This window comes from Ignavibacteriales bacterium (genome assembly GCA_026390795.1).
Classification (GTDB): Bacteria; Bacteroidota; Ignavibacteria; order Ignavibacteriales; family Melioribacteraceae; genus Fen-1258.
Genome location: JAPLFG010000004.1, coordinates 63729 through 90271, shown reverse-complemented (window position 1 = coordinate 90271; position 26543 = coordinate 63729). Strand labels below are relative to the sequence as shown.

14 protein-coding genes and 1 tRNA gene are annotated in these 26543 nt (G+C 35.3%); 13 read left to right on the top strand and 2 right to left on the bottom strand.

Annotated elements, in window-relative coordinates:
- Positions 1 to 204: 204 nt before the first annotated feature.
- From NTX65_15060 to NTX65_15015, 10 genes are all read left to right on the top strand, one after another.
- Positions 205 to 1854 carry a sodium:solute symporter family protein gene (locus tag NTX65_15060; protein MCX6170658.1) on the top strand — a complete coding sequence of 550 codons (1650 nt, stop codon included), beginning with the start codon at positions 205 to 207 and terminating at the stop codon, positions 1852 to 1854.
- 3 nt (positions 1855 to 1857) lie between these two features.
- Positions 1858 to 2949, top strand: a complete 1092-nt coding sequence (locus tag NTX65_15055; protein ID MCX6170657.1) for a hypothetical protein — start codon at positions 1858 to 1860, stop codon at positions 2947 to 2949.
- On the top strand, positions 2950 to 3810 hold the full coding sequence (locus tag NTX65_15050) for a sugar phosphate nucleotidyltransferase (protein MCX6170656.1): 861 nt from the start codon (positions 2950 to 2952) through the stop codon (positions 3808 to 3810).
- 4 nt (positions 3811 to 3814) lie between these two features.
- Positions 3815 to 4753, top strand: a complete 939-nt coding sequence (locus NTX65_15045; GenBank protein ID MCX6170655.1) for an NAD-dependent epimerase/dehydratase family protein — start codon at positions 3815 to 3817, stop codon at positions 4751 to 4753.
- Positions 4754 to 4770: 17 nt separating this feature from the next.
- A complete protein-coding gene (locus NTX65_15040; GenBank protein MCX6170654.1) occupies positions 4771 to 7116 on the top strand; it encodes a glucosamine-6-phosphate deaminase in 2346 nt (781 codons plus the stop codon).
- Positions 7117 to 7129: 13 nt separating this feature from the next.
- Positions 7130 to 10309 carry a DUF4981 domain-containing protein gene (locus tag NTX65_15035; protein ID MCX6170653.1) on the top strand — a complete coding sequence of 1060 codons (3180 nt, stop codon included), beginning with the start codon at positions 7130 to 7132 and terminating at the stop codon, positions 10307 to 10309.
- A 114-nt stretch (positions 10310 to 10423) separates the two neighbouring features.
- Positions 10424 to 10497, top strand: a tRNA-Ile gene (locus NTX65_15030).
- A 762-nt stretch (positions 10498 to 11259) separates the two neighbouring features.
- Entirely contained in the window at positions 11260 to 12030 is a 771-nt protein-coding gene (locus tag NTX65_15025) for a hypothetical protein (protein MCX6170652.1), read from the top strand.
- 1561 nt (positions 12031 to 13591) lie between these two features.
- Complete coding sequence (locus NTX65_15020; GenBank protein ID MCX6170651.1) at positions 13592 to 14608, top strand: toll/interleukin-1 receptor domain-containing protein; 1017 nt, start codon at positions 13592 to 13594, stop codon at positions 14606 to 14608.
- A gap of 246 nt (positions 14609 to 14854) precedes the next feature.
- The gene (locus tag NTX65_15015) at positions 14855 to 15781 is read left to right on the top strand and encodes a hypothetical protein (GenBank protein ID MCX6170650.1); all 927 of its coding nucleotides are present in this window, start codon (positions 14855 to 14857) and stop codon (positions 15779 to 15781) included.
- A 561-nt stretch (positions 15782 to 16342) separates the two neighbouring features.
- Here the strand turns inward: NTX65_15015 and NTX65_15010 are convergent.
- On the bottom strand, positions 16343 to 16744 hold the full coding sequence (locus tag NTX65_15010) for a hypothetical protein (GenBank protein ID MCX6170649.1): 402 nt from the start codon (positions 16742 to 16744) through the stop codon (positions 16343 to 16345).
- A 325-nt stretch (positions 16745 to 17069) separates the two neighbouring features.
- On the opposite strand from NTX65_15010, the gene NTX65_15005 reads away from it, so the two are divergent.
- Entirely contained in the window at positions 17070 to 17360 is a 291-nt protein-coding gene (locus tag NTX65_15005) for a hypothetical protein (protein ID MCX6170648.1), read from the top strand.
- Between the two features lie 25 nt (positions 17361 to 17385).
- Here the strand turns inward: NTX65_15005 and NTX65_15000 are convergent, their stop codons facing one another.
- Positions 17386 to 18183 (bottom strand): hypothetical protein, encoded by a 798-nt coding sequence (locus tag NTX65_15000; GenBank protein MCX6170647.1) that lies wholly within the window; start codon positions 18181 to 18183, stop codon positions 17386 to 17388.
- 410 nt (positions 18184 to 18593) lie between these two features.
- Between NTX65_15000 and NTX65_14995 the strand changes: the two genes are divergently transcribed.
- Positions 18594 to 23723 carry a DEAD/DEAH box helicase gene (locus NTX65_14995; protein MCX6170646.1) on the top strand — a complete coding sequence of 1710 codons (5130 nt, stop codon included), beginning with the start codon at positions 18594 to 18596 and terminating at the stop codon, positions 23721 to 23723.
- Positions 23724 to 26531: a helicase-related protein gene (locus NTX65_14990; GenBank protein MCX6170645.1), complete on the top strand. Its 2808-nt coding sequence runs from the start codon at positions 23724 to 23726 to the stop codon at positions 26529 to 26531.
- Positions 26532 to 26543: the final 12 nt, after the last annotated feature.

Below are 26543 nucleotides of genomic sequence, written 5' to 3'. Positions count from 1 at the left end.
TTAAAGTAAAAATGGGTTTATTATTGATTCAATTTTTTATCTTTAGGAGAAACCCTCATGTATTTTGACTGGATAACGTGGAGTATCTGGCTAATTGGTTTTATAATTCTGATAGTCTGGATTATGATACCGGTCCGGGAATTCAAACAACTTCTTCGACAAAAACAAAATCAAAACAAAATCTAATTTTCTTGAGAGGGTAAATTGAATTATGCCGACTACATTATCGTCTTCGTTTTTATCGCCGGTATGTTTTGGATCGGATCAATTTTTTATAAATGGGTCGGTAATTCGGATGATTTCTATCTTGCCGGAAGACAACTGACTCCATTCATTCTCGCTGCGGTTCTTGCTGCAACTAATGTAAATCTTTACAGCTTTGTTGGTCAAGCGGGAATTGCTTACAAAGAGGGAATTCAAATAATCTGGCAAACATGGACCGGAAATATGGCTATGGTCCTTTCCGGATTATTTATAATTCCAATCTTCCGCCGTCTTAGAATAAGAACTATACCTGAATTTCTTGAAATGCGGTATAGTAAAGGTGTTAGAACATTCGTTGCAATAATTTGGGTTGTACGTTTAACATTTTGGCTCGGCGTTGTTTTATATACTGCTGCAATCGCTTCTCAAACTATAACCGGATTAAACTCATTTACCGCTTGGGTTTTAATTTTTTCAGTTGTTGTAATTATCTATACAATGTTGGGAGGAATGTGGTCTGTGGCGTTTACGGATGTAATTCAATTTGTATTAATGCTTGGCGGAGCGTTAATCCTTTTACCGATGGCAATGAGTGCTGTCGGCTGGTGGCCCGGATTGATATCAAAGCTTCCGGAAGGGCACATGACTTTAATCAAATCTCATGGAACTTATGATTGGCGCTTCATTATTGCAATTTTTTTACTTGGTATAGAATGGGCGAGCGTGGATCAAGGTTTGCTGCAGCGTGCGTTCGGTGCTGAAAGCACAAAGTCAGTTTCAAAGGGATTAGTTCTTGCGGGAATTGTGACAACGCCTTTTGCACTTTTGTGGATTCTACCGGGACTTGCATCGCGGGTTCTTTATCCAAACTTAGTAAATGCAGATTCAGCAGTTCCGCTTCTCATTTCAACTTTGATTCCTAATATTGTTTTGGGATTGATAGTTGTTGGACTTCTATCTTCTCAGCTCTCAACTATTTCCGGAAACTTAAATGGAGTCGCAACAATATTCACGAGCGATATATTCGAAAATGTTTTGAAACGTAACGCTACTCAAAAAGATATTTTATTTGTAGCGCGTATAGTTACAATCATCTCAGGTATCGGTATGATTTTGTTCGCTTATCTGGTACCGGTTCTTGGCGGAGCGGTGAATGCATATCTAACAATAATAGCAATTATGGATATGCCTTTGTTCATCATAGCCGTTGTTTACGGATTGTTATGGAGAAGGATCAACTGGAAAGGAGCTATTAGCGGATATACTCTCGGTGCAATATCAGGCATCATCGGTACATTTATTTTGAAATATGATTTCAACACAACAACATTTATCACCGCCGGTGTTACACTTCTCTTTACACCGTTGATAAGTTTTATTACTAAAGAAGATGCAAACAATGAAAAACTTGATTCGATTTGGCGTGCTAAGAAAACAAGTGATGAAGAGATTAAAAGCGGTGATGTTTATAACATCATACCTAAAACAGCAAAAGGAAAATTGAGTTTATTCGTTTTCTTTTCCGGTCTTGTGATATTTTTGATCGGAGTTTTTCTTGGAAGCACCGGTTCGAGTGCTGCATCGTATATTGCTGTGGGAGGGATGATACTTTATTTCATCGGTGGTTTATTTAGGTCGTATACAGATTAAAATATGGACAAAAGAAAAATCAAAATATCTACACCCGGAAGAGTTTGTCTTTTTGGCGAACATCAAGATTATCTTGGACTGCCAATCATCGCTAGTGCAATCTCAAAACGAATTTCGATTGAAGGTACAGAACGGAACGATTCGCAAGTAAATATTGATCTGCCGGATTTAAATTCATCCGAATCGTTTATCATAGGTGAAAAGTTAAATTATATTTTTGAGAGAGATTATTTCCGCAGCAGTGTGAATGTAATGTTGAAAAATGGTTTCTCTTTTTCCAAAGGATTTGACTGCATAGTAAAAGGTGAAATCCCAATCAATGCGGGAACATCAAGTTCATCCGCACTGATAATCAGTTGGATTAATTTTCTATCAAGGATGAGCGATCAGTATAAAATACTTGAGCCTGAAAAAATTTCGGAATTGGCTTACAGTGCGGAAGTGCTTGAATTTTCTGAACCCGGCGGGATGATGGACCATTATTCTACGGCAGTCGGCGGAATAATTTGGCTTGAATCATTTCCGGAAATAATTTTGAAAAAAATAAATACAAAACTTGGCGCTTTTGTGCTTGGCAATTCAACCGAAGCGAAAGACACAAAATTTATTCTCGCAAGAGTTAAGAGAGGTGTCATTAATATATCTAGAGAACTGATGGAGAAACATTCGGATTTTTCACTTCAGACAATCTCTTTAGATGAATTGCACAGATACAAAGATGAATTAACTGAAGAGCAGATGGAATTATTAGAAGGAACAATACAAAATAGAGATATAACTTTTGAAGCCGATAAACTTTTGTCTGCCGATAAATTTGATGAACGCAGGCTTGGAAGATTAATGAACGAACATCAAAAAGTTTTGAGAGATGTTCTAAAAATATCCACGCCAAAAATTGATAAAATGATTGATGCGGTTCTTACCGCTGGTGCTTATGGCGCAAAGATAAATGGTTCCGGCGGCGGCGGCTGTATGTTCGCTTATGCTCCGGAAAATCCGGAAAAAGTTTTAGATGAAGTAAAGAAGATTTCTAATGAGGCATGGATCGTATATTCTGATGAAGGTACACGTGAAGAATCAGTTAATGGAAAATAAATGAAAGGAAAATTAGTCATATTAGCCGGCGGTGTCTCATCTCGAATGAAAAATTCCACACTTCCGGAAAATCAAGTTGATTTAAAACTTATTGACGATGCTGAGAACAAATCGAAAGGAATGATACGAATCGGTAGAGATGAACGTCCGTTTTTGGATTATCTTCTTTTTAATGCGCGTGAAGCGGGTTATGCCGAAATTGTTATTGTAATAAGCGAACGCGATAATTCGATAAAAGAACATTACAGCAAACATTCAATTGAAGGATTGAACATTTCATTTGCGGTTCAGATAATACCAACCGGTAGAGAAAAACCACTTGGTACTGCAGATGCTCTTTATCAAACTCTCAAATCAAAATTGGAATGGAATAGCGCGTCTTTCACAATGTGCAATAGTGATAATCTTTACTCAATACAAGCACTTAAATTAATGCTTGAGTCTAAGTATATGAACGCAATGATTGACTATGACCGCGATGGATTGGAAGTAGAGAAAGAACGGATAAGAAAATTTGCGCTTACCAAAAAAGATGATCAAGGATTTCTGTTAGACATAATTGAAAAACCTACTGAAGAAGAAATCAAATCTGTAAAAGAGAAGAATGGTTTTATCGGCGTGAGCATGAATCTCTTTCGGTTCAATTATGATATGATTTTTCCGTTTCTTGAAACAGTGCCGCTTCATCCGGTGCGTCAAGAAAAAGAATTGCCTGCGGCGATCAAATTGATGATTGCTGAAACCCCAAAATCTCTTTTATGCTATCCATTAAGAGAACACGTACCGGATTTAACTAGTAAAAATGATATTTTAACAGTGAAAAAATATTTAGAAATTCATTATCACAATTTCTCTTTATGACGAAATGAAGCGAACTAAAGTTGTAGTAACCGGCGGAGCCGGATTTATCGGCAGTCATATTGTCGAACAATGGCTTTCCGAAGATGCCGAAGTTCACATTATTGATAATTTACGGAGCGGATATTTATCTAACGTAGAAATATTTCCATCCGTGATTTTTCATAAAGGAAGTATCACCGACCGCGATCTTGTCTTCAAAGTTTTACAGAATACCGATTATGTTCATCATCTTGCCGCACTTGTTTCTGTGCCGGAATCAATTGATAAACCGGAAGAATGTTTCGAGATAAATGTGAATGGTTTGATAAACGTTCTCGATGCTTCAAAAGAATTCGGTATAAAAAAAATTGTGTTGAGCAGTTCTGCAGCAATCTATGGCGAAAATCCAATTTCGCCTAAAACAGTTGATCTTGAGCCCGATCCAAAATCTCCTTACGGTGCAACTAAACTTGAAGGAGAAGAACTTCTAAAACTTTATAATCGAAATGACTGTTTAGGAGCGATTTCATTGAGGTATTTTAATGTCTTTGGTCCCCGGCAAGATCCGAAGAGTCAATATGCTGCAGCTGTTCCGATCTTTGTTGAAAAAGCGTTGAAGAATGAAGAAATAACAATTTTTGGTGACGGAACACAAACACGCGATTTTATTTTTGTTACTGATGTAGTAAAAGCAAATATTCTTGCGGCAAAGAACGAATATGTTAACGGTGTCTTCAATGTGGCGACTGGTAACGCTATTTCTATTAATGATATTGCTAAGCTTGTTATAATGGAAACTGGAAGTAAGAGCCAAATTGTTTATGAAAAAGAGAGACCGGGAGATATCAAACATAGTCTTGCTTCAATTGAAAAGACTAAAGCAAAACTTCACTTCATGCCGGAATATGACCTGATAAAAGGGCTTAAAGAAACCATAAATTATTTTTCCGCGAAATTAAAATAACTTTCATAATAAATGTTATGAGCGAATTCAAACTATCAGCCGTTGAAAAACATTTTCTTGATCTCTCCAATAAAAAATTAATTTATCCGCCAACCGAAAAAATTCCCGTCATTCAAGTAGGTAATTTTGCTCTTCTGGGAAAATTTACAGCATTACGGTTTCTGGAATGGGTACAAAATAATCCGGACGGAGTAATTTCTTTACCGACTGGAAAGACGCCCGAATATTTTATCAAACAAGTAACTCATTACTTAAAAAGTTGGGATGAAGAAAATGTAAAGAAAGAGTTAAAAAATTTCAGCGTTGATACTTCAATAAAGCCGGATATGGGTTCTCTTCACTTTGTGCAGATTGATGAATTCTATCCGATCGATTCTTATCAGCACAATAGTTTTTATTATTATGTTCAGCGTTTTTACATTGATAATTTCGGACTCGATTCAAAAAAATCTCTTTTGATAAATGTAAATGAGATTGGAACTGCTGAGAATCTTCCTCTCGAACAAATCTTTCCGGAAAAAAAAGTTGATCTTTCGCTTCGAGCTCGATACCCAAGCAGCAAACTTGAACGACTTCAAAAAAGAACAGTAGAAATTGTTGATGAATTTTGTACCAATTACGAAAGAAGAATCCGTGAACTAGGTGGTATCGGATTTTTTCTCGGCGGGATTGGTCCAGATGGACATATCGGTTTTAATATTCAAGGCAGCGATCATTTCTCTACAACGCGGCTTATAGAAACAAATTATGAAACACAGGCTGCGGCTGCTACTGATCTTGGTGGAATGGAAATTGCCAGAAACAGATTAGTGATAACGATTGGCCTCAATACAATTACATATAATCCCAATGCTACCGCAATAATTATTGCGGCGGGAGAATCAAAATCTAATATCATACGTGATTCAATTGAAACTTCACATTCGAATCAATATCCAGCCACTGTACTTCAAAAACTGAATAACTCTCGTTTCTACATTACCAACGGTGCGGCACTCCGTTTACGTGAAAGACGATTTACTGAAATGGAAAGTGAAAAAGCCCTTTCGCAATTTTCAATTGAGAGAGCTGTGATAAATCTTGCTGTTGAAAAACAGAAACAAGTTATTGACTTATCTAATGAAGATTATAAGTCAGACCGGCTTTGCGGATTGGTAATTGACAAAACAGAAAAAAATGCTGGGGAGGTAAATCAATTTATTAGCAAAACTGTTCTCGAGAGGTTTAATAAAGGTATTAAGACACTCGAGAACGAAAAAATTCTTCACACCGCTCCTCATCATGATGACATTATGCTTGGCTACATGCCTTACATTGTTCATTTAGTCCGAAACGCTACAAACAAACATCACTTCTCAATTCTTACAAGCGGATTCACCGCAGTTACAAATGCATATATGTTTGAAGTTATGGAAAATTTGAAGAACCATATTGAAAAAGATGAATTTAAAAAAAGATTCAGCACAAAATATTTTGAGCCTTCGTTTCCTGAAGGGAAAAACCGGGATGTGAATTTATATCTTGATGGTTTAGCCGCGCGAAGCAGAACAATTAAACAAGAAGCGCTGGCGAGAAGAACATTAAGAAATGTAATTGAATGTTACGGCGAGAATAATCTTGATGAACTAAATGAAATTGTGAACGAACTAAAAAATTATTTTAGAACTCAATATCCAGGCAAAAAAGATATTCTCCATGTGCAAAAATTAAAAGGAATGCTGCGCGAGTGGGAGGAAGAAATTTTATGGGCACACTTTGGTTTTAATACAGATAGTATTTCACATCACCGTCTCGGTTTTTATCAAGGAGAAATCTTTACTGAGAATCCGGAAGTTGATAGAGATGTTCTTCCGGTTCTTAATTTATTTAGAAAATTCAAACCAACAATTATTACTGTCGCACTCGATCCCGAAGGAAGCGGACCGGATACTCATTATAAAGTTCTGCAGGCAATCACTGAAGCATTACGGCTTTATGAGAAAGAAGCAGATTTATCAAAACTAAAAATTTGGGGTTACAGAAATGTTTGGTACCGTTTCCATCCCGCTGAAGCTAATATCTATGTGCCGGTAAGTCTAAATAGTTTTGCTCTGATTGAAAACGCCTTTATGAACAGCTACAATTCTCAGAAGACAGCAAGTTTTCCAAGCTGGGAATACGACGGGCCGTTTTCAAGACTTTCGCAAAAGATTCAAACTGAGCAGTATCAAACAATTCGTTTATGTCTTGGAAGAGATTTTTTCTTAAAGCATGAAATCCCGCGTGTTCGTGCGGCACACGGTATGATATATCTCAAAGAAATGAGTTTGGAAGAATTTTATACTAAGTCAATTGAACTGAAGAAACTCACTGAAAATATTTAATTATAGGTGTGGTATGAAGATATCTAAAATCATTTTTCTTCTAAATGTGATTTTATTTTTGATCAGTTATGAAAATCGTTACGGACAGTCAAATACTGTTGAAAATTGGGAGAATCCGCAAGTGAACGGAATCAACCGTGAGCCGATGCACTCTACATTAATGCCTTATGAAAGTTTTGAAAAAGCAGCAGCGGTAAAACGGTTTGAATCAAAATATTTTTTCTCATTAAACGGTTCATGGAAATTTAATTTTGTCAACAAACCGGATGACCGCCCAAAAGATTTTTACAAATTAAATTATGATGTGAGCAGCTGGAAAGAAATTTCTGTCCCAAGTAATTGGCAGTTTCAAGGTTATGATATTCCGATCTACCGGAACTCAGATTATCCATTTGAAATGAACCCGCCGTTCATACAGAAAAATTTTAATCCGGTCGGATCTTACCGTAGAGAATTTGAAGTGCCCGCTGATTGGAAGGGAAGGCAGATCTTTTTGAATTTTGACGGTGTGGAATCCGCTATGAATATTTGGATGAACGGCGAATTTGTTGGATACAGTGAAGACAGCCGCCTGCCCGCTGAGTTTAATATCACAAAATATTTGAAAGATGGAAAAAATACTCTTGCCGTTGAAGTCTTCCGTTGGTGTGATGGTTCGTATCTGGAAGATCAAGATTTCTGGCGCCTAAGCGGGATTTTTAGAAATGTTTTTCTGATGGCAACACCGGATGTACATATAAGAGATTTCGAAATTAAAACAGAACTCGACGAGTCTTACAAAGATGCTGAACTGATTGTAATTACAAAGATCAAAAATTATGGAGAACAACCGGCAGCAAAAACAAAATTAGAAATCACTTTGCTTGATGAAAATAATAATCCGGTTGGTGAGAAAGTTTTGATAAAAACTGAAAGAGAATTACTATTCCCAAATGCTGAAAATATTATTCCTCTCAAAGTTAAAATTGCCAATCCGAAAAAATGGTCGGCAGAACAACCAAATTTGTACACTCTAATTCTTACATTGAAAGATAAAGATGGTAATGTTCTTGAATATGAGAGTTCTAAAATTGGATTCAGAAAATCTGAAATAAAAAATGGTCAACTACTTTTAAATGGTAAACCAATTCTAATAAAAGGAGTGAACCGCCATGAGCACGATTCCGATTTAGCGCACTACATGACCGAAGAGTTAATGATCAAAGATATTGTTTTGATGAAGCAGCATAACATTAACACTGTCCGTACGTGCCATTATCCAGACGATCCGCGCTGGTATGAACTTTGCGATAAGTACGGCTTATATCTGATTGACGAAGCTAATGTTGAATCTCACGGCATCGGTTATGATCCTGATAAAACTTTAGCGAATAAACCAGAATGGCTTCAATCTCATCTTGAAAGAATTCAGAGAATGGTTGAGAGAGATAAAAATCATGCGAGTATAATTATTTGGTCTATGGGAAATGAGGCTGGTGACGGTGTCAATTTCGAAGCGGCAAGCAATTGGATTCATATGCGGGATGCTTCAAGACCGGTTCATTATGAACGTGCTGGCAGAAAAGCGCATACAGATATTGTTTGTCCGATGTACCCCGGAATAAATTATCTCTTGAATTATGCAAAAGAGAAACAAGACCGTCCGTTGATTATGTGCGAGTATGCTCATGCAATGGGAAATTCTGTCGGTAATCTGCAAGACTATTGGGATGTAATTGAAAGTCATGATCAGCTGCAAGGAGGAAGTATATGGGATTGGGTTGATCAAGGATTCAAAAAGAAAACTTCCGATGGAAGAGAGTATTGGGCTTACGGCGGTGATTTTGGGGAAGATCAAACCGATGGAAATTTTTGCATCAATGGTTTGGTTTTGCCAGATAGAACAACTACTCCCAAAACTTTAGAAGTGAAGAAAGTATATCAAAACATCTCGGTAAAACCGGTTAATCTGCCCAAAGGTGAAGTGAAAATTTTCAATAAATATTTTTTCACAAATCTAAATGAGTTTGAGATGATATGGCAATTATACGAGGATGATAAGGTAATTCAGAATGGTGTTGATGACAAAATATCAGTTGAACCCCGTAAAGAGTTAGTTGTTAAACTGCCGATCAAAAAATTTAGAACAGTTGCCGGTGCAGAATATTTTCTGAACTTCGGTTTTAAGTTGAAGGAGAAAAAACTATGGGCTCAAAAGGATTATGAATTAGCGGCAGAGCAATTTCAAATTCCATTCAAAAAAGAATCAGTTAAACTCGATGCAAAAAAACTAAATGAATTAAAAGTTGTTGAGACTCCGGAAAATATTTTTATAAATGGAAAAGATTTCGATGTTGTATTCAGTAAGATAAAGGGAATGATTATTTCATATGTTTATAAGGGTGTCAAGTTGATTGAAAGCGGTCCTCAGCCAAATTTTTGGCGCGCGCCAACGGATAACGACTTTGGAAATGGAATGGAGAAACGATGTGCAGTATGGAGATACACCGGAGATACCAGAGAGATTAAAAATGTTGCTATAGAACAGAGCAAGATTAAGAGTATGATCAAAGTTAAGATGGAATTTTTATTAAACGAAATTGAAGGGAAATATATTTCAACCTATTCTGTTTTTGGGGACGGCAGTATTGAGATTGAAAATGATTTTAATCCTATGAAAAAAGATTTGCCGGAAATTCCGCGCATTGGAATGAAGATGCAGATGCCAAAGGATTTCAGTAACGTGGAATGGTTCGGTAGAGGTCCGCAAGAAAATTACATTGATAGATTTACAGCTGCGTTTGTTGGACGTTATAAATCTACTGTTCATGAAATGTTTACAGAGTATGTTAGTCCGCAAGAAAATGGAACGAGGACAGACATTCGATGGATTGCGGTAAGCAATCCAAATGGTATAGGATTAATGGCAATTGGTGAACCGCTATTGAGTGCTTCAACACTTTATTACACAGATGAAGCTATGACTCAGAAAAGCCGCGGCACGATGCATCCTACCGATTTAGTCTCGAACAATTTTGTGAATATGAACATTGATTACAAACAAATGGGTGTCGGCGGAGACAATTCTTGGGGCGCTTACCCGCATGATCAATACAGAATATTTCCCAAAGAGTATTCTTATAAATTTATTCTTCGTCCGTTTGATAATGGAATTGACCGGATGAAATTGTCAAAAGGATTTTACGTTGATTAAATAAATTCTAAAAAGAAAATCCTCGCGTTAAAAGGGTTTTCTTTTAGGATTATTTGCATTCATTTTATCAAAGCACTATTTTTGCATCGCGTTAATAATAAGTAAAAAAAATTAGGGCTCTTAGCTCAGTTGGTTAGAGCAGCTGACTCATAATCAGCGGGTCGGAGGTTCAAGTCCTTCAGGGCCCACATCAAAAGCTCGAATTCGTTAAGGATTCGGGCTTTTCGCTTTTTAGGACTTTCAAGAATCCCGATGATTCTCAGGCTGAATGTATGGAGTTTGTATGGACTTTTGTATGGACTCCAAATTCCTACACGGCATAATTTTAATGAACATTAAAAAAATCGCTCCAAAATACCAATCTCCAAATATTTCTGTAGTCCGAAATAAATTTGGCTACTTTTGGTACAGAGCCTTTCTCACTTTCAATATACTGAATTAGCTAAATAAGATAAAGATCCGAAATCAAAGTAATCACTTATTTTGTCATTACTATATTTTAATCAATATCTGACTTTGTTGAAGGAAAGAGGTGAGTGCCCAACAGTCGAGCCAAGAAGATTTCTGATGATGGCTCTAAAGGTTTAAGTTGACAATAACATTCTCCATTCATAATTTACACTCAAAACAAAAGTAAACCCAGAATGGGGCAACAAATTCCAAATATCTTCTCTAGTAACTACACGCGAAATATCAGTCGTTAGACTTTTATATAATAGAATTCATTATTTCTTTTTCTCGTTTAATTCAATTTTATCACTCCATATAGTGAAAATTTGAATATTCTTGAAAAAGATAGGAAAGTTTATGATGGACCTATTTTAAAATTCGACGAAAATGAAAAATTTGGAAGAAATCGGTACGTACTTACGCAGATGAAGACATGCTTAAGTTCTCTTAATGAATAGCTAATTCACATAAGTACAAGTTATACAATAGGAATTATAAAATTGAGACCTGTCATTTCAGAATTTTCATATGGTTATGCAGTTACAGAACAACTAATTAATTATTTACCATATAAGGTTTCTGCTGCACCGACTTTCCCTTCATTGAGAGAAGAAGGAACCGATGGAGGATATGATCTAAAACTTAATTTTTCCGGTATGTTTTTATTTCTCCAATTTAAGTTAGCTCATTTGATGGTTCGCAGAACTTGTTATGAAACCCAAGAAGGCTGTTTTGACCCACCTTTATATAGATTTTATTTAAGAGCTCCAAGATTTTCAAATCAACATAGAATGTTGTTGGACCTTGAAAGGAGTGGAGAATTAGTTTTCTATGTCGCCCCAATATTTTTCGATGCTAGTGAATTAAATAATTATTATTTATCCAATACTATTGTTCATAATTCAATTGCGATATCACCACTTGAAATCGGTGAAATCCGGGATGACGATGAACATTCTATTAGTTATAAGTTTGGTGCACCAGTATATCGTTTTAGTAAACCCATTAAGATTCGTGAATATTTTGAAAAGTCTGATGATTTTTTATCCATAATTCAAAATATTTTCAAGGAAAGAAAAAAAGAATATACTCCTCAAAATCTAAATGCATTTGCTCAAGCAATTAAGCAGAATGTTATAAGCAATTATAAATTTGATGAAAATTTTCAAATTGATTCTTTGAATAAGCTACAAGATTTTAATCCATTAAGACAAATTGGATACCTTTCAAGGAATTTTTTTAATTCTGAATTTATTGTTATCACAGAATAATTAATGGATATTGTATAACATGCTTCTCAAATAGAACGCTGAAATAGGTCGTCGTATTTGCAGCGGAAACGTTTTGGCGTCCGATTAATCGCCACACCGTTAGGTTGCCATTATTAATTTGTAAATTATCTTTTTATGAATTGTATAGGACATTTTCCATGATCGCCTTGACATTAATTATATGGTTAGTCAATATCTTCTGGTCATTATATTTATATGCTATATATGTAGAAAAGAAACTAAATATTACTGCATTACCATTATCAATTTCAGTTTTAGTGACTTTCGCCCTCTATTACGATATCTATTCTTCAATGCCCAAAAATTGGGATCAGTTTTTAAATTTTCTTTTTATCGGTGGATTAATTGCACTAGGAATTCTTTCAATATTTTCAATGATTTATAAATTTATATTTAGGTCTACAAATTATAGCAGTTCCAAATTTTCTGGTTTTTTTCAAACAATTTTTTCATTTATAAGTTTAGTTTCGTCAATTCTTGGAATAATTTCATTTTATTTTGATCATTTAAAAAAATAACAACCTAACCCGTTCTTCATGCCGACCGCTTTGAACGTTGCGGCAATTATATAATTATCAATATGAGTTTGTATAAGTTAGTTGCTCATTGAAGTAGGTTATAAAAAAAAGTATTTTATAAATCATTGGCATTTGTTTTCAAAGCTGGATTGCTGTGCTGGGAGGCGGATTAAAAACAACTGCGTTCGGTCGATGATAATTGTAGGAAGTTGAAATGGCTCAACAATTCAAACCGTATCCATTTTGTGAGGAAAAGATTTTCAATATCGCAAAAAAAATAGACATTGTGGTGATTTTTTGGATGTGTTACTCAGTCGTTTCGATTCATTTGGAGAGAGTAAATGGAGTGTCCAATATGAGCAAGTCCAATTACGAACCGCACTCAGAAAAGAATGACATAAATCGTCTATCTAGTGAATACGTGACTATTTTCAGCACAACTATTCTAACCCATAGTTGTTGGAACAAATATACGAAATCAGATTGTTTAATTTTAATTCAAATAGTTACAGTTAACTAAATGTTACTTTAATTCCACAAATTTGCTGGAATTAATTAACTCAATAGATTCTTAATGAAAGGAATCTATCCATTGTGAAATATCTATTGAGTTCTGAAAACACAAAAATAATGGAGATTATTATGGCAACATGCAAAACTTGTGATGGAAAGGGTTCTACGAAGTGTCCGAAATGTAAAGGTTCTGGTCGCGTTGGTGGGGGTATATTGACATCCTCAAGCCAATGCAGTAACTGTCATGGTTCTGGAGTTACGAAGTGTGGAGCATGTCATGGAAAAGGTCATGATTAAAGAGATATAAAGCTTAACCCGCGTCTCATTGGCAGCTGCGTCTTCGATGCGGTCTAATTGAGTCGCAATAGGGTTTGGTATTTGAGTTTAAGTTTTCGGTGTAAAATTGATTGTGTTTACAAAACTGATTTATTAAATAAAATTGCGTTGACAAAAACGACACTATTGTTTTGGGCGACGTGTTAGGCGCAACGCCGTTATAAGGTGATACAATGAATAAAGCTCGTATAAAATTAAGGCTCGGGGATTTATTTGATGGCCCGAGCGATTTAATAGTATTACCATGTTCAACTGGTGGAACAATAACCAAATTTGTGGCAAACTATCTTCAGCATTTTAACATTCCGTTTCCTAATGAAAGACTGAAACTGGGCGATGTTTTATTTTTACCATTTGAAGGGGCCGAAAATATTGCTCAATATGTTGCTTTTGCGGCTTCTGTTAAGGGTAATACGTCTGATTCTGAAGCAATAAATAATATTGGGAAAAAAATTGGAGAATTCACAAGAGAAAAATCTTCAATACGTTTAATTTCTTCTCCTTTACTAGGCGCGGGAGCGGGTGGATTGCAAAGTGAGACTGTTGTTGAAAACCTATATCGAGGATTTGTATCAAAAGCAGAACCTGATTCAACTTTGGTTATTAATGTTTTACACGAAAATGTTTACGAACGATTAAAAGAAAATTTTTACAACCTATTATCGTCTGAAGATCCTAGTATCACAAGAAAAAATTTTGGAAGTAATAAGCCACCACTAAGAGTATTTATAAGTTATACTTCTACCAGTATTTCCCATCAAAATTGGATTAAATCATTAGCTACATGTTTGAGAGAAAATGGATTAGATGCTCGATTAGATATATGGCATTTAAGACCGGGTATGGATCTACCACAATGGATGTGTAATGAACTTCAGATGGCTAACAGAGTTATTATTATTTCTGACGAACAATATGCTCAACGTGCTGATGGTAGGCATGGCGGAGTTGGTTGGGAAACAATGATTATCCAAGGAGATATGTCAAGAATACCAGCAACCGATAATAAGTATTTGGTAGTTGTTCGTTCAGAAAAAATCGATGATGGGTTGCCATTGTATTTAAGAACAAAATACTGTTTGCATTGTTCAGATTCATTTCTAGAAGACAATTTTAAAGATAAGATTCTCAAAGAATTATTCAATGTTGAGTTAGCACCACCAATAGGTAGTCCACCTATATTTATATGAGTGCTATCTTATAACAACCTGCTAAACATGGACAGCGTTTTCAGTGTGTCTTTGTGAAATTATTAAATAACTTATGCAAAATTACGTTGCTCTTTTGGGTAGTTTGTTCTAAGAAATATTTTTATAAATATTGAATTATTGCGGTTAATTGGCATAGTTATTCTGCGTTGCTAGTAAACGGCTACTCCGTTATGTGTTATAGAAAATATAAATTTTTAGGTTGTATAAAAGTATTGGAGCAATGATATGTCCGAAATAAAACGAAATTTTTTCACCCAAAAAAACATTAGTATTTCTACAGTCATTGTTGCTATTGCAGCAATTATTGTTACAGTAATACTTCGCCAGCGGCCAGAAGGAAGTTTTAGTATTTCTGTAAATCCAATTGAGATTTCAGTTCAACAAGGGGGAAGTATCCCAGCTTCAGTAAATATTATTGCCTTGAATGATTATGAATATCCAGTATACCTAAGCACTTCTACGGAAAATTCTGGGATTACTGCATCATTTTCTGTTCAATCAATGAAAGCTGAACCATCATTTACTTCTATAATGACTATAAATCTAAAAAAAGACATTGTTCCCAGAACATATACTCTTTTAATTAAAGGTATTGGTGCGGATGGTAAAGAAAAAAAATGTAATCTTATTGTTAATGTAACTTCAACTCCTCAATTAGAACCGATTAAACTAACGGATCTTTTTTATCCATCTGGTTTCATGGGGGATCAAGATGATGTTAGGCTCAACGCAAGGTTTACTGGGACGTCACATACTGGAAACTCTTGTATTCAAATCAGCTATTCAGCAAAAAGTTCAAACAATGAGGGTTGGGCAGGGATCTACTGGCAATACCCTGATGGGAATTGGGGTGATTCGGAGGAAGCGCGTGATCTAACTGGTGCAGAGAAATTAACATTCTGGGCGAGAGGCCAACAAGGTGGTGAAAAAGTTGAATTTAAAACAGGAGGTATTAATGGCAAACATAAAGATTCCATGAAAGGACCATATTCAACTGATGTTTTAACTTTAACTACAGGATGGGAAAAATATACTATTAATCTAAAAGGGAAAGACCTTAGCCATGTCATTGGTGGTTTCTGTTGGGTAGCTTCTGCAGATCTGAATCATAAAGGTTGTACTATATATATTGATGATATCTACTTTGAATAAAGCACCATGATTTGAAAATATAATTATAAAATATGTGTATATGTTTTGACCTAAGTCTATCAATAATATTTTTAACATATAACTAGCAAATTAACCAGGCGCTGTTTTTAAAACGGTATTTGTGGTGTTTATGGGTTTATTGATTAATATAAAACCTGCGGATGATATTAAGTTTTTTTTGAATGACGCTTTATCGATCGCTATAAGTAAAAATTCGACGCGAGAATATCTATTGCAGTTATGATGGTGTTTTCCATCAAGAGTTTGCAAGCAAAGTAAAAATTATAAGACAAGTTTAGTTCGTACTGAAAAATCGAGTTGAGTGGTACTTTTTGAGCGTTAAAACTGAATTTCGAAAGCAATCTCGTTGTGGAATGAATAACCTAGTTATGAATCGATGGCATAATATATTGTATCCGTACACTTTTCGAATTCTTCCCTCCTGATCAACTTATAGAAGCCCAACTTGGAAGATTTGACATTTCAGTTATAAATAACATTTCATTAAATAATAATTAGCGCAAAAGAGTCGATGAACCTCTGTTTGAACCTTTAGGATTATTATTTTATAATACTAAGATAAATATTGACCAAAAAGAATATCAGGTTAATAATAGCAAAAATAATGTTAGCTTTATTAGCGTAGATAGTTGATCTCGCAACTTTACTATTTAGTTCTTCTTGTTTCTCTTGTTTATCAAGTTCTCCTATATAACCTCCGCTTCTTAAAAATGTTAATCCTTTCGGAAGAATTTTAACATCGAAACTTACAGTATCCCTATTAATAGAGATATATCCTTTATCCTTAAGCTCACCTGCAACCTCTTCGCAATCTGTTATATAAGAATAGATTCCGTTAACATCTAAAATGTGTTTAATAGATTCATAATTCTCTTGATGAAATTGAAGAAAATTTAAAACCTTATCCAAATTTTCAAGGTGATGACGATATTCTTTATTCATAACTAACCCATTTATTTTTTACAATAAACTAATATTAAATATATCAGAAATCTATAATTTAATTATGTCTAAAAAGTGAAAAACAATTCAAATCTAGTAGACGCAAACCCCTATCGCTATTCATTATTCATCTATAGAAAGGAAATTCAAAAAAATAGTTTTCACTCGGTCCCTCTTTTTAGGGAATCTGCCGGTTATTGCTTTCGATCGAATGAACTGGTTGTACAAGAGAACCTATTATATAATATCCATTAATTTGAAACGTGGGCGTGAAATATCAAATCCAAAACCATCTTAATCTAAAAAATTGCAAATGGAACAGAAAATGGAACGGGCTAAATGGAACGGAACAATAACTGAAAGGCGAAGTTTATCATTTGCAGAGTATTTTGCAGGAAACAGAAAGATTGAAATTCTGGGCAAAATCAAAGAAAATATCACTCACTTAGCGCTTGCGAGTGAGGAGGGAGTAGTAAACGGAACGATAGCTCGAAAAAGAGGCACTTCCTTTGACCTGGAATTCAGACTGAAATACACAATTAAAAGGTTAGGAATATTCAATTACAATTTTAACAATAAAGAAGTACAACATATTCTTGATGCTAACTACAACTAAGATTTTTTAACTCACTCGGAGCGAATCATTCTCGTCCCAAATAAGCATTTGTATCAATCTCCTGATTTGGTAGGTAAGCGATATCATCGTCTGTGACTGGATCATTTACAAGGTCAACATCGTTAGGGCTCGCAAAGGAAAATCTCGAATTATAATTAAGGATAGATGCTATCCAATTGCAGAGTTCGTCATCATAATCAACTAGCTTCTTCACCCGTTCATTAAAAACCTCAAATTCTCCAACTAGCTTTTCATACTCCACTAACTTTATAGGTGCGTATTTTTTTAAGATTGGATATAACACTTCCCAAAATCTACCTGTTAGTTTATAAAGTCCGATTCCCTGATCTTCAACGACCCAATTATCTAATAAAGCGTTTACTCCTTCACAAACGTACTCCTCCTTTTGCCTCCCGTTTGCGGTATCTGCATAGTATTCAATTAATGCTTGTTTCATGTAAACCATAATTTCCTTTCTTTTTGTTTCGCAAAAATATTTGAGAAGAGATGCATTCGAGTCGAGGTATAAATCTTTCTCACCTTTATTTCTGTTTGCTATAGTTTCTTGCACTGTTTTAATGAATGCTTTCTCGCCAGCAGGGGTGAGCTTAAAATCATCGTCAATTAGCTTGTGCATTAGCAACATCCCAAGACCAAATTGATCTGCGTCTTCATAATCTATTGGAGTGTTTACTAAATCGTAATCATCAAACTCTAAAAGAACCTTGAGTTTGAATTCGGTTTCGTCTTTTTTCTGATTTAATTTTCTGTCTTTTGAGGTATGCTTCTTCGAGGTATTTCTACTATTACGATTTTTTGGCAAATATAAATCCTTTTGTTTTTCAATCTTAATATACTAATAAATGAAATATAATTCAACTATAAAATATTTAAATATTATCTATATGGTATTATTTTGAAATAGATGTGAAAACACAACACAAATAGTATAGCGAGTACTTCAATTATGGGGAAAAATCAAATTTGGATGTTTAATCAAGCAAAACCTCCGCACATGAAGATTATAGCAGAGTCAGGAATAGAGGGTACACTTATAGATTGGATTTAGATCTCATTATTATCGGATTTCTAATCTGAAATTAAATTATAATACTTGCATACTAAAAGGCTTATAAAATATTTGTTAATAATGACTTGTAAAACAATTCTCAGAGATATTTTCATTAAATTATATTGATTATTTGTAAATTGATTTATTGGGTAGGGGAATTAATGAACATTTTTCAATTTCACCAAAATGTAATAAACGAATATTCCGACTATATCAATTCCTTTATTGATATTAAAGATGAAAAAATTCGATCATTTGTAAAAGAGCAATTAAGCTCACAAAAGCTTTGGCCAGATCCTCTTATCCAATTTAATCCATCTTATGAAAAATCAGACTCAATCGAATCTCTATCTCAGCAAGGAACTGTCGTAAGTGAAATGATCCATATGTTTAAGGGATACCAGCTTTATAAACATCAAGTAGAAGCACTAAGACTTGGGACAGCAGATAAAGATTTTATTGTTACTTCAGGAACCGGCTCAGGTAAATCTCTTACTTTCATGGGAACGGTATTCAACCATCTCTTCAAATCAAAACAAAGTGGTCGCGGGGTAAAAGCTTTAATCGTTTATCCGATGAACGCCCTCATTAATTCTCAAACGTTAGAGTTGGACAAATGGAAACAAAAGTACGAGACTAATTCTGGATTGCCTTTCCCAATTACTTATAAACAATATACTGGTCAAGAGGGGAAAGCCGAGCGAGAAGAAATTAAATCTAATCCTCCGGATATTTTGCTGACTAACTATATGATGCTGGAATTAATAATTACTCGGTTGGCTGAAAACGAAATTAAAAATTCTATTTCGGATAATTTACGATTTCTTGTATTTGACGAACTGCATACATATCGTGGAAGACAAGGTTCGGATGTTTCGTTACTCATACGCAGAATCAGATCATTGGCTAAAAGTTCTTTGGTTTGTATTGGCACATCTGCCACAATGATTTCAGGAGAATCATACAATGAGCAGAAAAACAAAGTAGCTGAAGTTGCTACCAGAATTTTTGGAAAACCTTTTACAAGCGAACAGATAATTGATGAAAAACTTATCAATTCATTAGGCTATTCTGAACAATCTTTATCTCAACTTCAAAACTCCCTACAGGATGAAATAAATAGTACCGCTCCGTATGATGAATTATTAAATCATCCCTTAGCAAGCTGGATTGAAAACGAGATTGCATTAACTAAGAATGATGGTGTACTCATAAGACGGAAACCACTCAATTTGAGATCAATCGCTCAAGCGCTGTCCGAGAAAACAAATGAGAATATTGAAATATGCTTGCTTCAATTAATGAGACTTTTGAAATGGGCTAATTACTTAAATAATGAAAAAGACTCTGACAGAAAACCAATTTTACCTTTTAAATTACATCAATTCATCAGCCAAACTGGCTCTGTTTATATAACTCTTGATGCGAAAGAAAATCGTGTGATAACTCTTGATCCATCTAGCTTCATTAAAGATGAGAAGAATGAGAAGAAGCCAATTTATCCGGTTGTATTTAGTCGTATATCCGGACATGAATTTATTTGTGTGAGGAAGAATCTATCAGAGAGCATTCTTGAACCACGAGAGTTCAATCATAAAATCTCAGAAGAAGAGGAAGAAAGTTTTGAACAAGGTTACATCATTACTGCTGATGATTCTGAATTAATTTGGGATGAAAGTCAGATTGGGAATTTGCCTGATTCATGGGTTAAGCAATCTAAAAGTGGGGATATAGCTGTAGTTAAAGAATATAAAGATAGAATTCCGCAAAAAATATATTTTAACGAATATGGAATTTTTTCTGATAAAGATGACAGTTTACCATTAAACGGTTGGTATATAGCAGCTCCGTTACTATTCGATCCAACAGGTGGTGCATTCTACGACAGAAAAACTTCAGAGAGTACAAAACTTGCTAAACTTGGAACAGAAGGAAGAAGTACTTCAACAACAGTACTTTCTTTCTCTATAATTAAATCACTTCACGATGCCGCAGTGGATGTCTCTGAACAAAAAATACTTAGCTTTACCGATAATCGGCAGGATGCAGCATTACAAGCCGGACACTTTAATGATTTTATCAAAATTGGTCGCCTCCGTTCGGCAATTTACTATGCATTAAAGAATTCTGAACAAGGTACACTTGATTATTCCACGATTGCAAGTTCTGTTTTTGAAACTCTAAATCTTTCACAAGAAATTTATGCTAAACAATATTCTCCGCTCCCATTTCAAGCCGATGAAAATAATAAAGCTTTCAAAAACTATATCATGTACCGATTATTGACAGATCTTAAAAGAGGTTGGCGCGTAGTACTCCCGAATCTTGAGCAGTGCGCTCTTCTTGAGATAAAATATAAATTTATTGACGATACCCTCAGCGTCGAAGATTTTTGGAAAGATACGCCTATTGTTAAAGATATGAATTTAGATGAGAGAAGGGATTTCATTCAGCAGATTCTTGATTACTTCAGAAGGAATTACTCTTTATCTTATTCGCTTCTTGAAAGTAATGAAATTGAGCGGTTGCAAAATACATTTCGAGAAAAAATTAAACCTGAATGGGGTTTAGATAAAGACGAGAAAATTGATGAACCAAGCTTCATGCGTGTTGAAGCCTACAAATCATACAATCAAAAACTTTATACCGTAAGTCTCGGTCCTCAGAGCTACTTCGGAAAGTATCTCAAATCCATAGCTAAAAAATATAATTATGACTTATCTGGTATTTATAACGATTATGTTCACAAACTTCTCGATAAACTTGAGAAAGCTAACTGGCTAACTGTCAAAGAGATTAATTCAAAAGACAAAAAAATAAAACTCTACCGTCTTAAAGTTGATTCTATTATTTGGAAAGTTGGAGATGGTAAAAATATTCTACCTGATAAAGTTAGAATCCTTTCTTATAAGAATTTTACACCAAAGCCGAATCATTTTTTCCAATCATTTTATTTACAAAGATTCGATCAATTGAAAACACTTGAAGCAAGGGAACATACTGCTCAAATCAAAAATGATGTTAGAAAGGATAGGGAAGAACGCTTCCGTAATGGAGAAATCTCTCTTCTGAATTGTTCACCAACAATGGAATTGGGAATAGATATTTCCACGCTCAATATTGTCCACCTTAGAAATGTACCGCCTAACCCATCTAATTATGCACAGAGGGGCGGGCGTGCCGGAAGAAGCGGTCAGGCTGCATTAATCTTTACATTCTGTTCAAATTATTCTCCTCACGACAAGCACTTTTTTAATCATCCTACAGACATGGTTGCTGGAGCGGTTTCTGCACCAAGATTAGATCTTTATAACGAGGAATTACTCTGCTCTCATTTGAACGCAATCTATCTTTCAGAGGTTGGACTTGGCTCTCTTAATGATTCCTTAGCCAATATGATCGTAATGGAGAAACCTGATGAATTACCTCTAAAAGATGAGGTCGTGGAGAAATTAAACTTATCTATGGTAAGACAAAAGCTCATCCACTCAGTTTATAAAAAAGCTATTCAAGATCTTCTTCCCAATCTGGAGGAGAAGTGTAGTTGGTTCTCTGATGAATGGATAACAAGACAAATCAACGATGCCCCGAGAGCCTTTAATAAAGCATTAGACCGTTGGCGAGAATTATTCAAATCAGCAACAAGGCAACTTTACAATGCACAGCAGATCATTAATGATCCGATATTATCCAATACTTCGGAAGATAAAAGAAAAGCTTACATTGAACAAAAACAAGCAAACAGACAGCTTGACCTTCTAAAGAATACTGATTCGGACTCACAAAAAAACACACAACTTTCAGAGTTTTATCCCTATCGTTATTTTGCGTCGGAAGGATTTCTTCCTGGATATAATTTTACAAGATTGCCATTGCGTGCATTTGTACCCAAAGGGGAAGAGGGCGAATTTATCTCCCGTGCAAGATTTCTTGCTTTACGTGAATTTGGCCCTGGAAATATTATTTATCATGACGGAAATAAATACAAGATCATTCAGACTCTACTGAGTGATACTGAGAATAAAATTGAGAAGATTAAAGTCAGTAAGTCTAGCGGTTACGCATTTATGAAGGATGATTACAATCTTGAGTTTTGTCCATTTACTGATTCATTGCTTAACACTGATGATGAAAGAGAACTATATACCGATCTTCTTCCAATGGCAGAAAACCGCACAATGCAAATGGAAAGAATAAATTGCGAAGAAGAAGAAAGATTATCGTTGGGATTCGATATTAAAACGTTTTTCACTGTCGAAGGTGGACTTAAAAGGATTAGAACTGTATTTGTGAATGATGGGAAGGACCAGCTACTAAAAATAAGATACATTCCCGCAGCAACACTTATTAAGATTAATGAGAGATGGCGGATCAGAAAAGAACCAGGATTTCTGATTAATATGAAAACCGGATTCTGGAAAAAAGAATCTATTCTAGAAGATAAAACGCAAGATCAAAATAACATTAGAAGAGTTCGTCTATTCACGACGGATACTGCCGATGCTTTGTATATTCATCCTTTGAAAGCTCTTGCTTTTAATGAAGGCTTTGTAGCTGATAGCATAATCACATTGCAGTATGCTATGAAACGCGCAATCGAAAATGTTTTTCAGGTTGAATCAAACGAAATAGGTGTTGAAGTAATGGGTAAACCAGAATGGCCCAATATTTTCATCTATGAAGCTGCTGAAGGAAGTCTTGGAGTTCTATCTCAGGTGGTTGAAAAAGTTGACTTATTTAAAACAATAATTCAAGAAGCTTACAAAATTTGTTATTACGAAAATGGGGAAGATACAAAACCTGGTATCGGTCCGGCAACTTATTCGGATTTGCTGAGCTACTATAACCAACGCGATCACATGAGGATTGATAGGCAGCTTATTAAGCAGCCTTTGGAAAAATTATTGTCTTGTCAGTTTGAAATTTCTACTAATCCTGATTTCAAAACTTTTGATGAACAATATAAATATCTTGAAGAAAGAATTGATCCTCACTCATCAACCGAAAGAAAGTTCTTAGATTACTTGTGTAACAACGGACTTAAACTTCCAGATAAGACACAAGTCGAAATTCCTGGCATTTATGTTAAACCCGATTTCTTTTACGAAAAAGAAAATGCATGTGTCTTTTGTGACGGAACTCCACATGATGATCCTATAATTAAAAAGCAAGATGCACTTAAAAGGGAAGCATTATTAAATGCCGGCTATGATGTTATTGTTTACTATTACAAAGATTCATTGGACGACTTAATTAAAAAACGTAGCGATATTTTCATAAAAGTAAAATAGATGACTCAACAAACTTTTCAGCCCGGTTCGCTGGTTAAATTACGAAACCGTGAATGGGTTGTAATGCCTTCAAGCGATAAGGATCTTCTTGTGGTTAAACCACTTGGAGGATCAGACGAAGAAACAACTGGAATATTCTTGCCTTTAGCTTTTGGTGATGAAATTCCAACTTGTGCTGAATTCCCATATCCAGCAAGTAAAGATATTGGCAATTATACAACAGCGAACCTCCTTTACAATGCTGCCAGACTTTCTTTCAGAAATGTGTCTGGTCCATTCCGTTGTATGGGTAAACTTTCTTTCCGTCCAAGATCGTATCAACTTGTTCCGTTGGTTATGTCACTTAAACAAGATTTTGTTCGTTTGTTGATTGCCGATGATGTAGGCGTTGGAAAGACAATCGAAGCCTTACTCATTGTAAGAGAACTATTGGACCGTGGCGAGATAAAACGTTTTGCTGTTGTATGTCTGCCCCACCTTTGTGAACAATGGCAGCAAGAATTAAAAGATAAGTTTTCCCTTGATGCGGTGATTATTCGTTCAAGCACGGCAGCTCAGCTTGATAGAAAAATTCAAGGGGATGGATCTATTTTTCGTGAATATCCATATCAGGTTGTGTCTATAGATTTTATAAAATCCGGACCTAAGAGAGAAATTTTCTTAAATGAGTGTCCTGAATTAATAATTGTTGATGAAGCCCATACTTGTGCTAAACCGGATGGTCAGAGTGTTAAACAGCAGCAAAGGCATCATCTTGTTCATGCTATTGCTGCAAAATCAAATCAGCATCTTATAATGATGACCGCAACACCTCACAGCGGTAAACAAGCCGAGTTTCAATCATTGCTGGGCTTATTAAAGAATGAGTTCGAAACTATTGATTTGGTCACTTCAACTCTGTCTAAAAGAAAAGAAGTTGCCGATCATCTTATAATTAGAAGAAGGGCAGATGTAGAGCAGTGGCTGGAGAAAACAGAATTCCCACAGCGCGATTCTAAAGAAGTTGAATACAATTTATCGGAAGACTACAAAATAATTCTAAACGACTTGTTAACCTTTGCGCGTAAGGTGAATACTTCTGATCTGCAATCCTCATCAAAGAAAAAATTTCGTTACTTCGCCATCCTTTCTCTTTTACGTGGTGTGATGTCTAGCCCATCTGCCGGAATTGAAATGCTTTCAAAAAAAGCATTGAATATAAGTGAAGAGGCGTTTGAAAATGAAGTGATTCAAAACCCGGTTGCCGATACTGAAGGAACAGAATCTGATGCATTGCCTATTGAAATTATCGATAAATCTGAATTAAAAAAAACCGAGACCAAATTTCTACGTGAACTTGCCGATAAACTTGAAAATGTTAAGGACAATAAAGCAGCCGAGGCTTTGAAGGTTTCTTTGCAATGGCTTAAAGAGGGATTCAACCCGGTTATCTTTTGCCGCTTCATCGAGACGGCAAAATATCTTGGCGAGTATTTCAAAGAGAAACTTCCTAAAAATACAGACATGCTTGTTATAACCGGAGAGATGGTTGATGAACAACGCCGAGAAAAAATAGATGAATTAGAAATCTCAAAGAACAAACATCATGTTCTTATTTCAACGGATTGTTTAAGTGAAGGTGTTAATCTACAAAAGTTTTTTAATGCAGTTCTGCATTACGATTTACCCTGGAATCCGAATCGTTTAGAACAAAGGGAAGGGCGTGTAGATCGCTTTGGTCAGACCGAGCCAGTTGTTAAAGCTTATCTCTTATGGGGTAAAGATAATCCAATTGATTCGGTTGTATTAAAAATACTTCTTCGTAAAGCTCGTGAAATTAGAAAACAAACTGGTATTTCTGTTCCTTTCCCGGAAGACAGCCAAAGCATTCTTGATAGCTTACTAAATGCGGTGATACTAAATCCGAATGCAGTAAAGATTGATAACCAGATGGAACTTGGATTTGATGACCAAGATATTGAAACAGGAGAAGTACAAGTCACTAATGCTTATGAGAAAGCGAGTGAACGGGATAAAATAACCCGCAGCATTTTTGCTCAACATTCAGTTAAGGCAAGTGAAATAGAAAAGGATCTTAAAGAGGTTGATGAAGCTGTGGGTAATCCGGTTGCGGTTAAACAATTTGTGGTTGAAGCCGTAACTAATCTTGGCGGACAAATCATTCCTTATAAATCTGGCTACAGATTATACACAACAAACCTGAATCCAATCTTCAAATCAATTTTTAATTATCGAGATGAAGTGCTGATTACTTTTGAATCACCGACACCGGAAGAGTTCCTTTATATCGGTAGAAACTGTTTATTCGTAGAGCAGCTTTCGCATTACATCCTTAATAAATCCTTGGTCGGCAACGGACATAAACCAATTGCCGCAAGGGCTTCGGTTATTCCTTCAAAGAATATCAAAACAAAAACAACTATCATTCAAATTCGCGTAAGAAATATTATTTCAGATAAAAGTGACGGCAAACAGCTTGTAGCTGAAGAGATGATACTTTGGGGATATGAAAACAATATCAGCGAAAGAAAATTTATTACGCATGAAAAATGTAAAACTTTACTGGCAGAATTGGTCCCATCATCAGATTATGAAAGACCAAGACAAGAGTTTTTGTTTGATCGAGAAATAGAAACAATAAAAAAATCTCAAGATGTTCTTACAGATATTGTACGCGAGAGATCGAATAAATTGATAGAAGCTCATGAACGATTCAGAAAATTAGTTGGCGGAAGTAAATATCAATTAATAGAGCCGGTTTTACCTCCGGATGTTTTAGGAATTTATATAATTATACCGCAATTATAATTGGGTATCAAA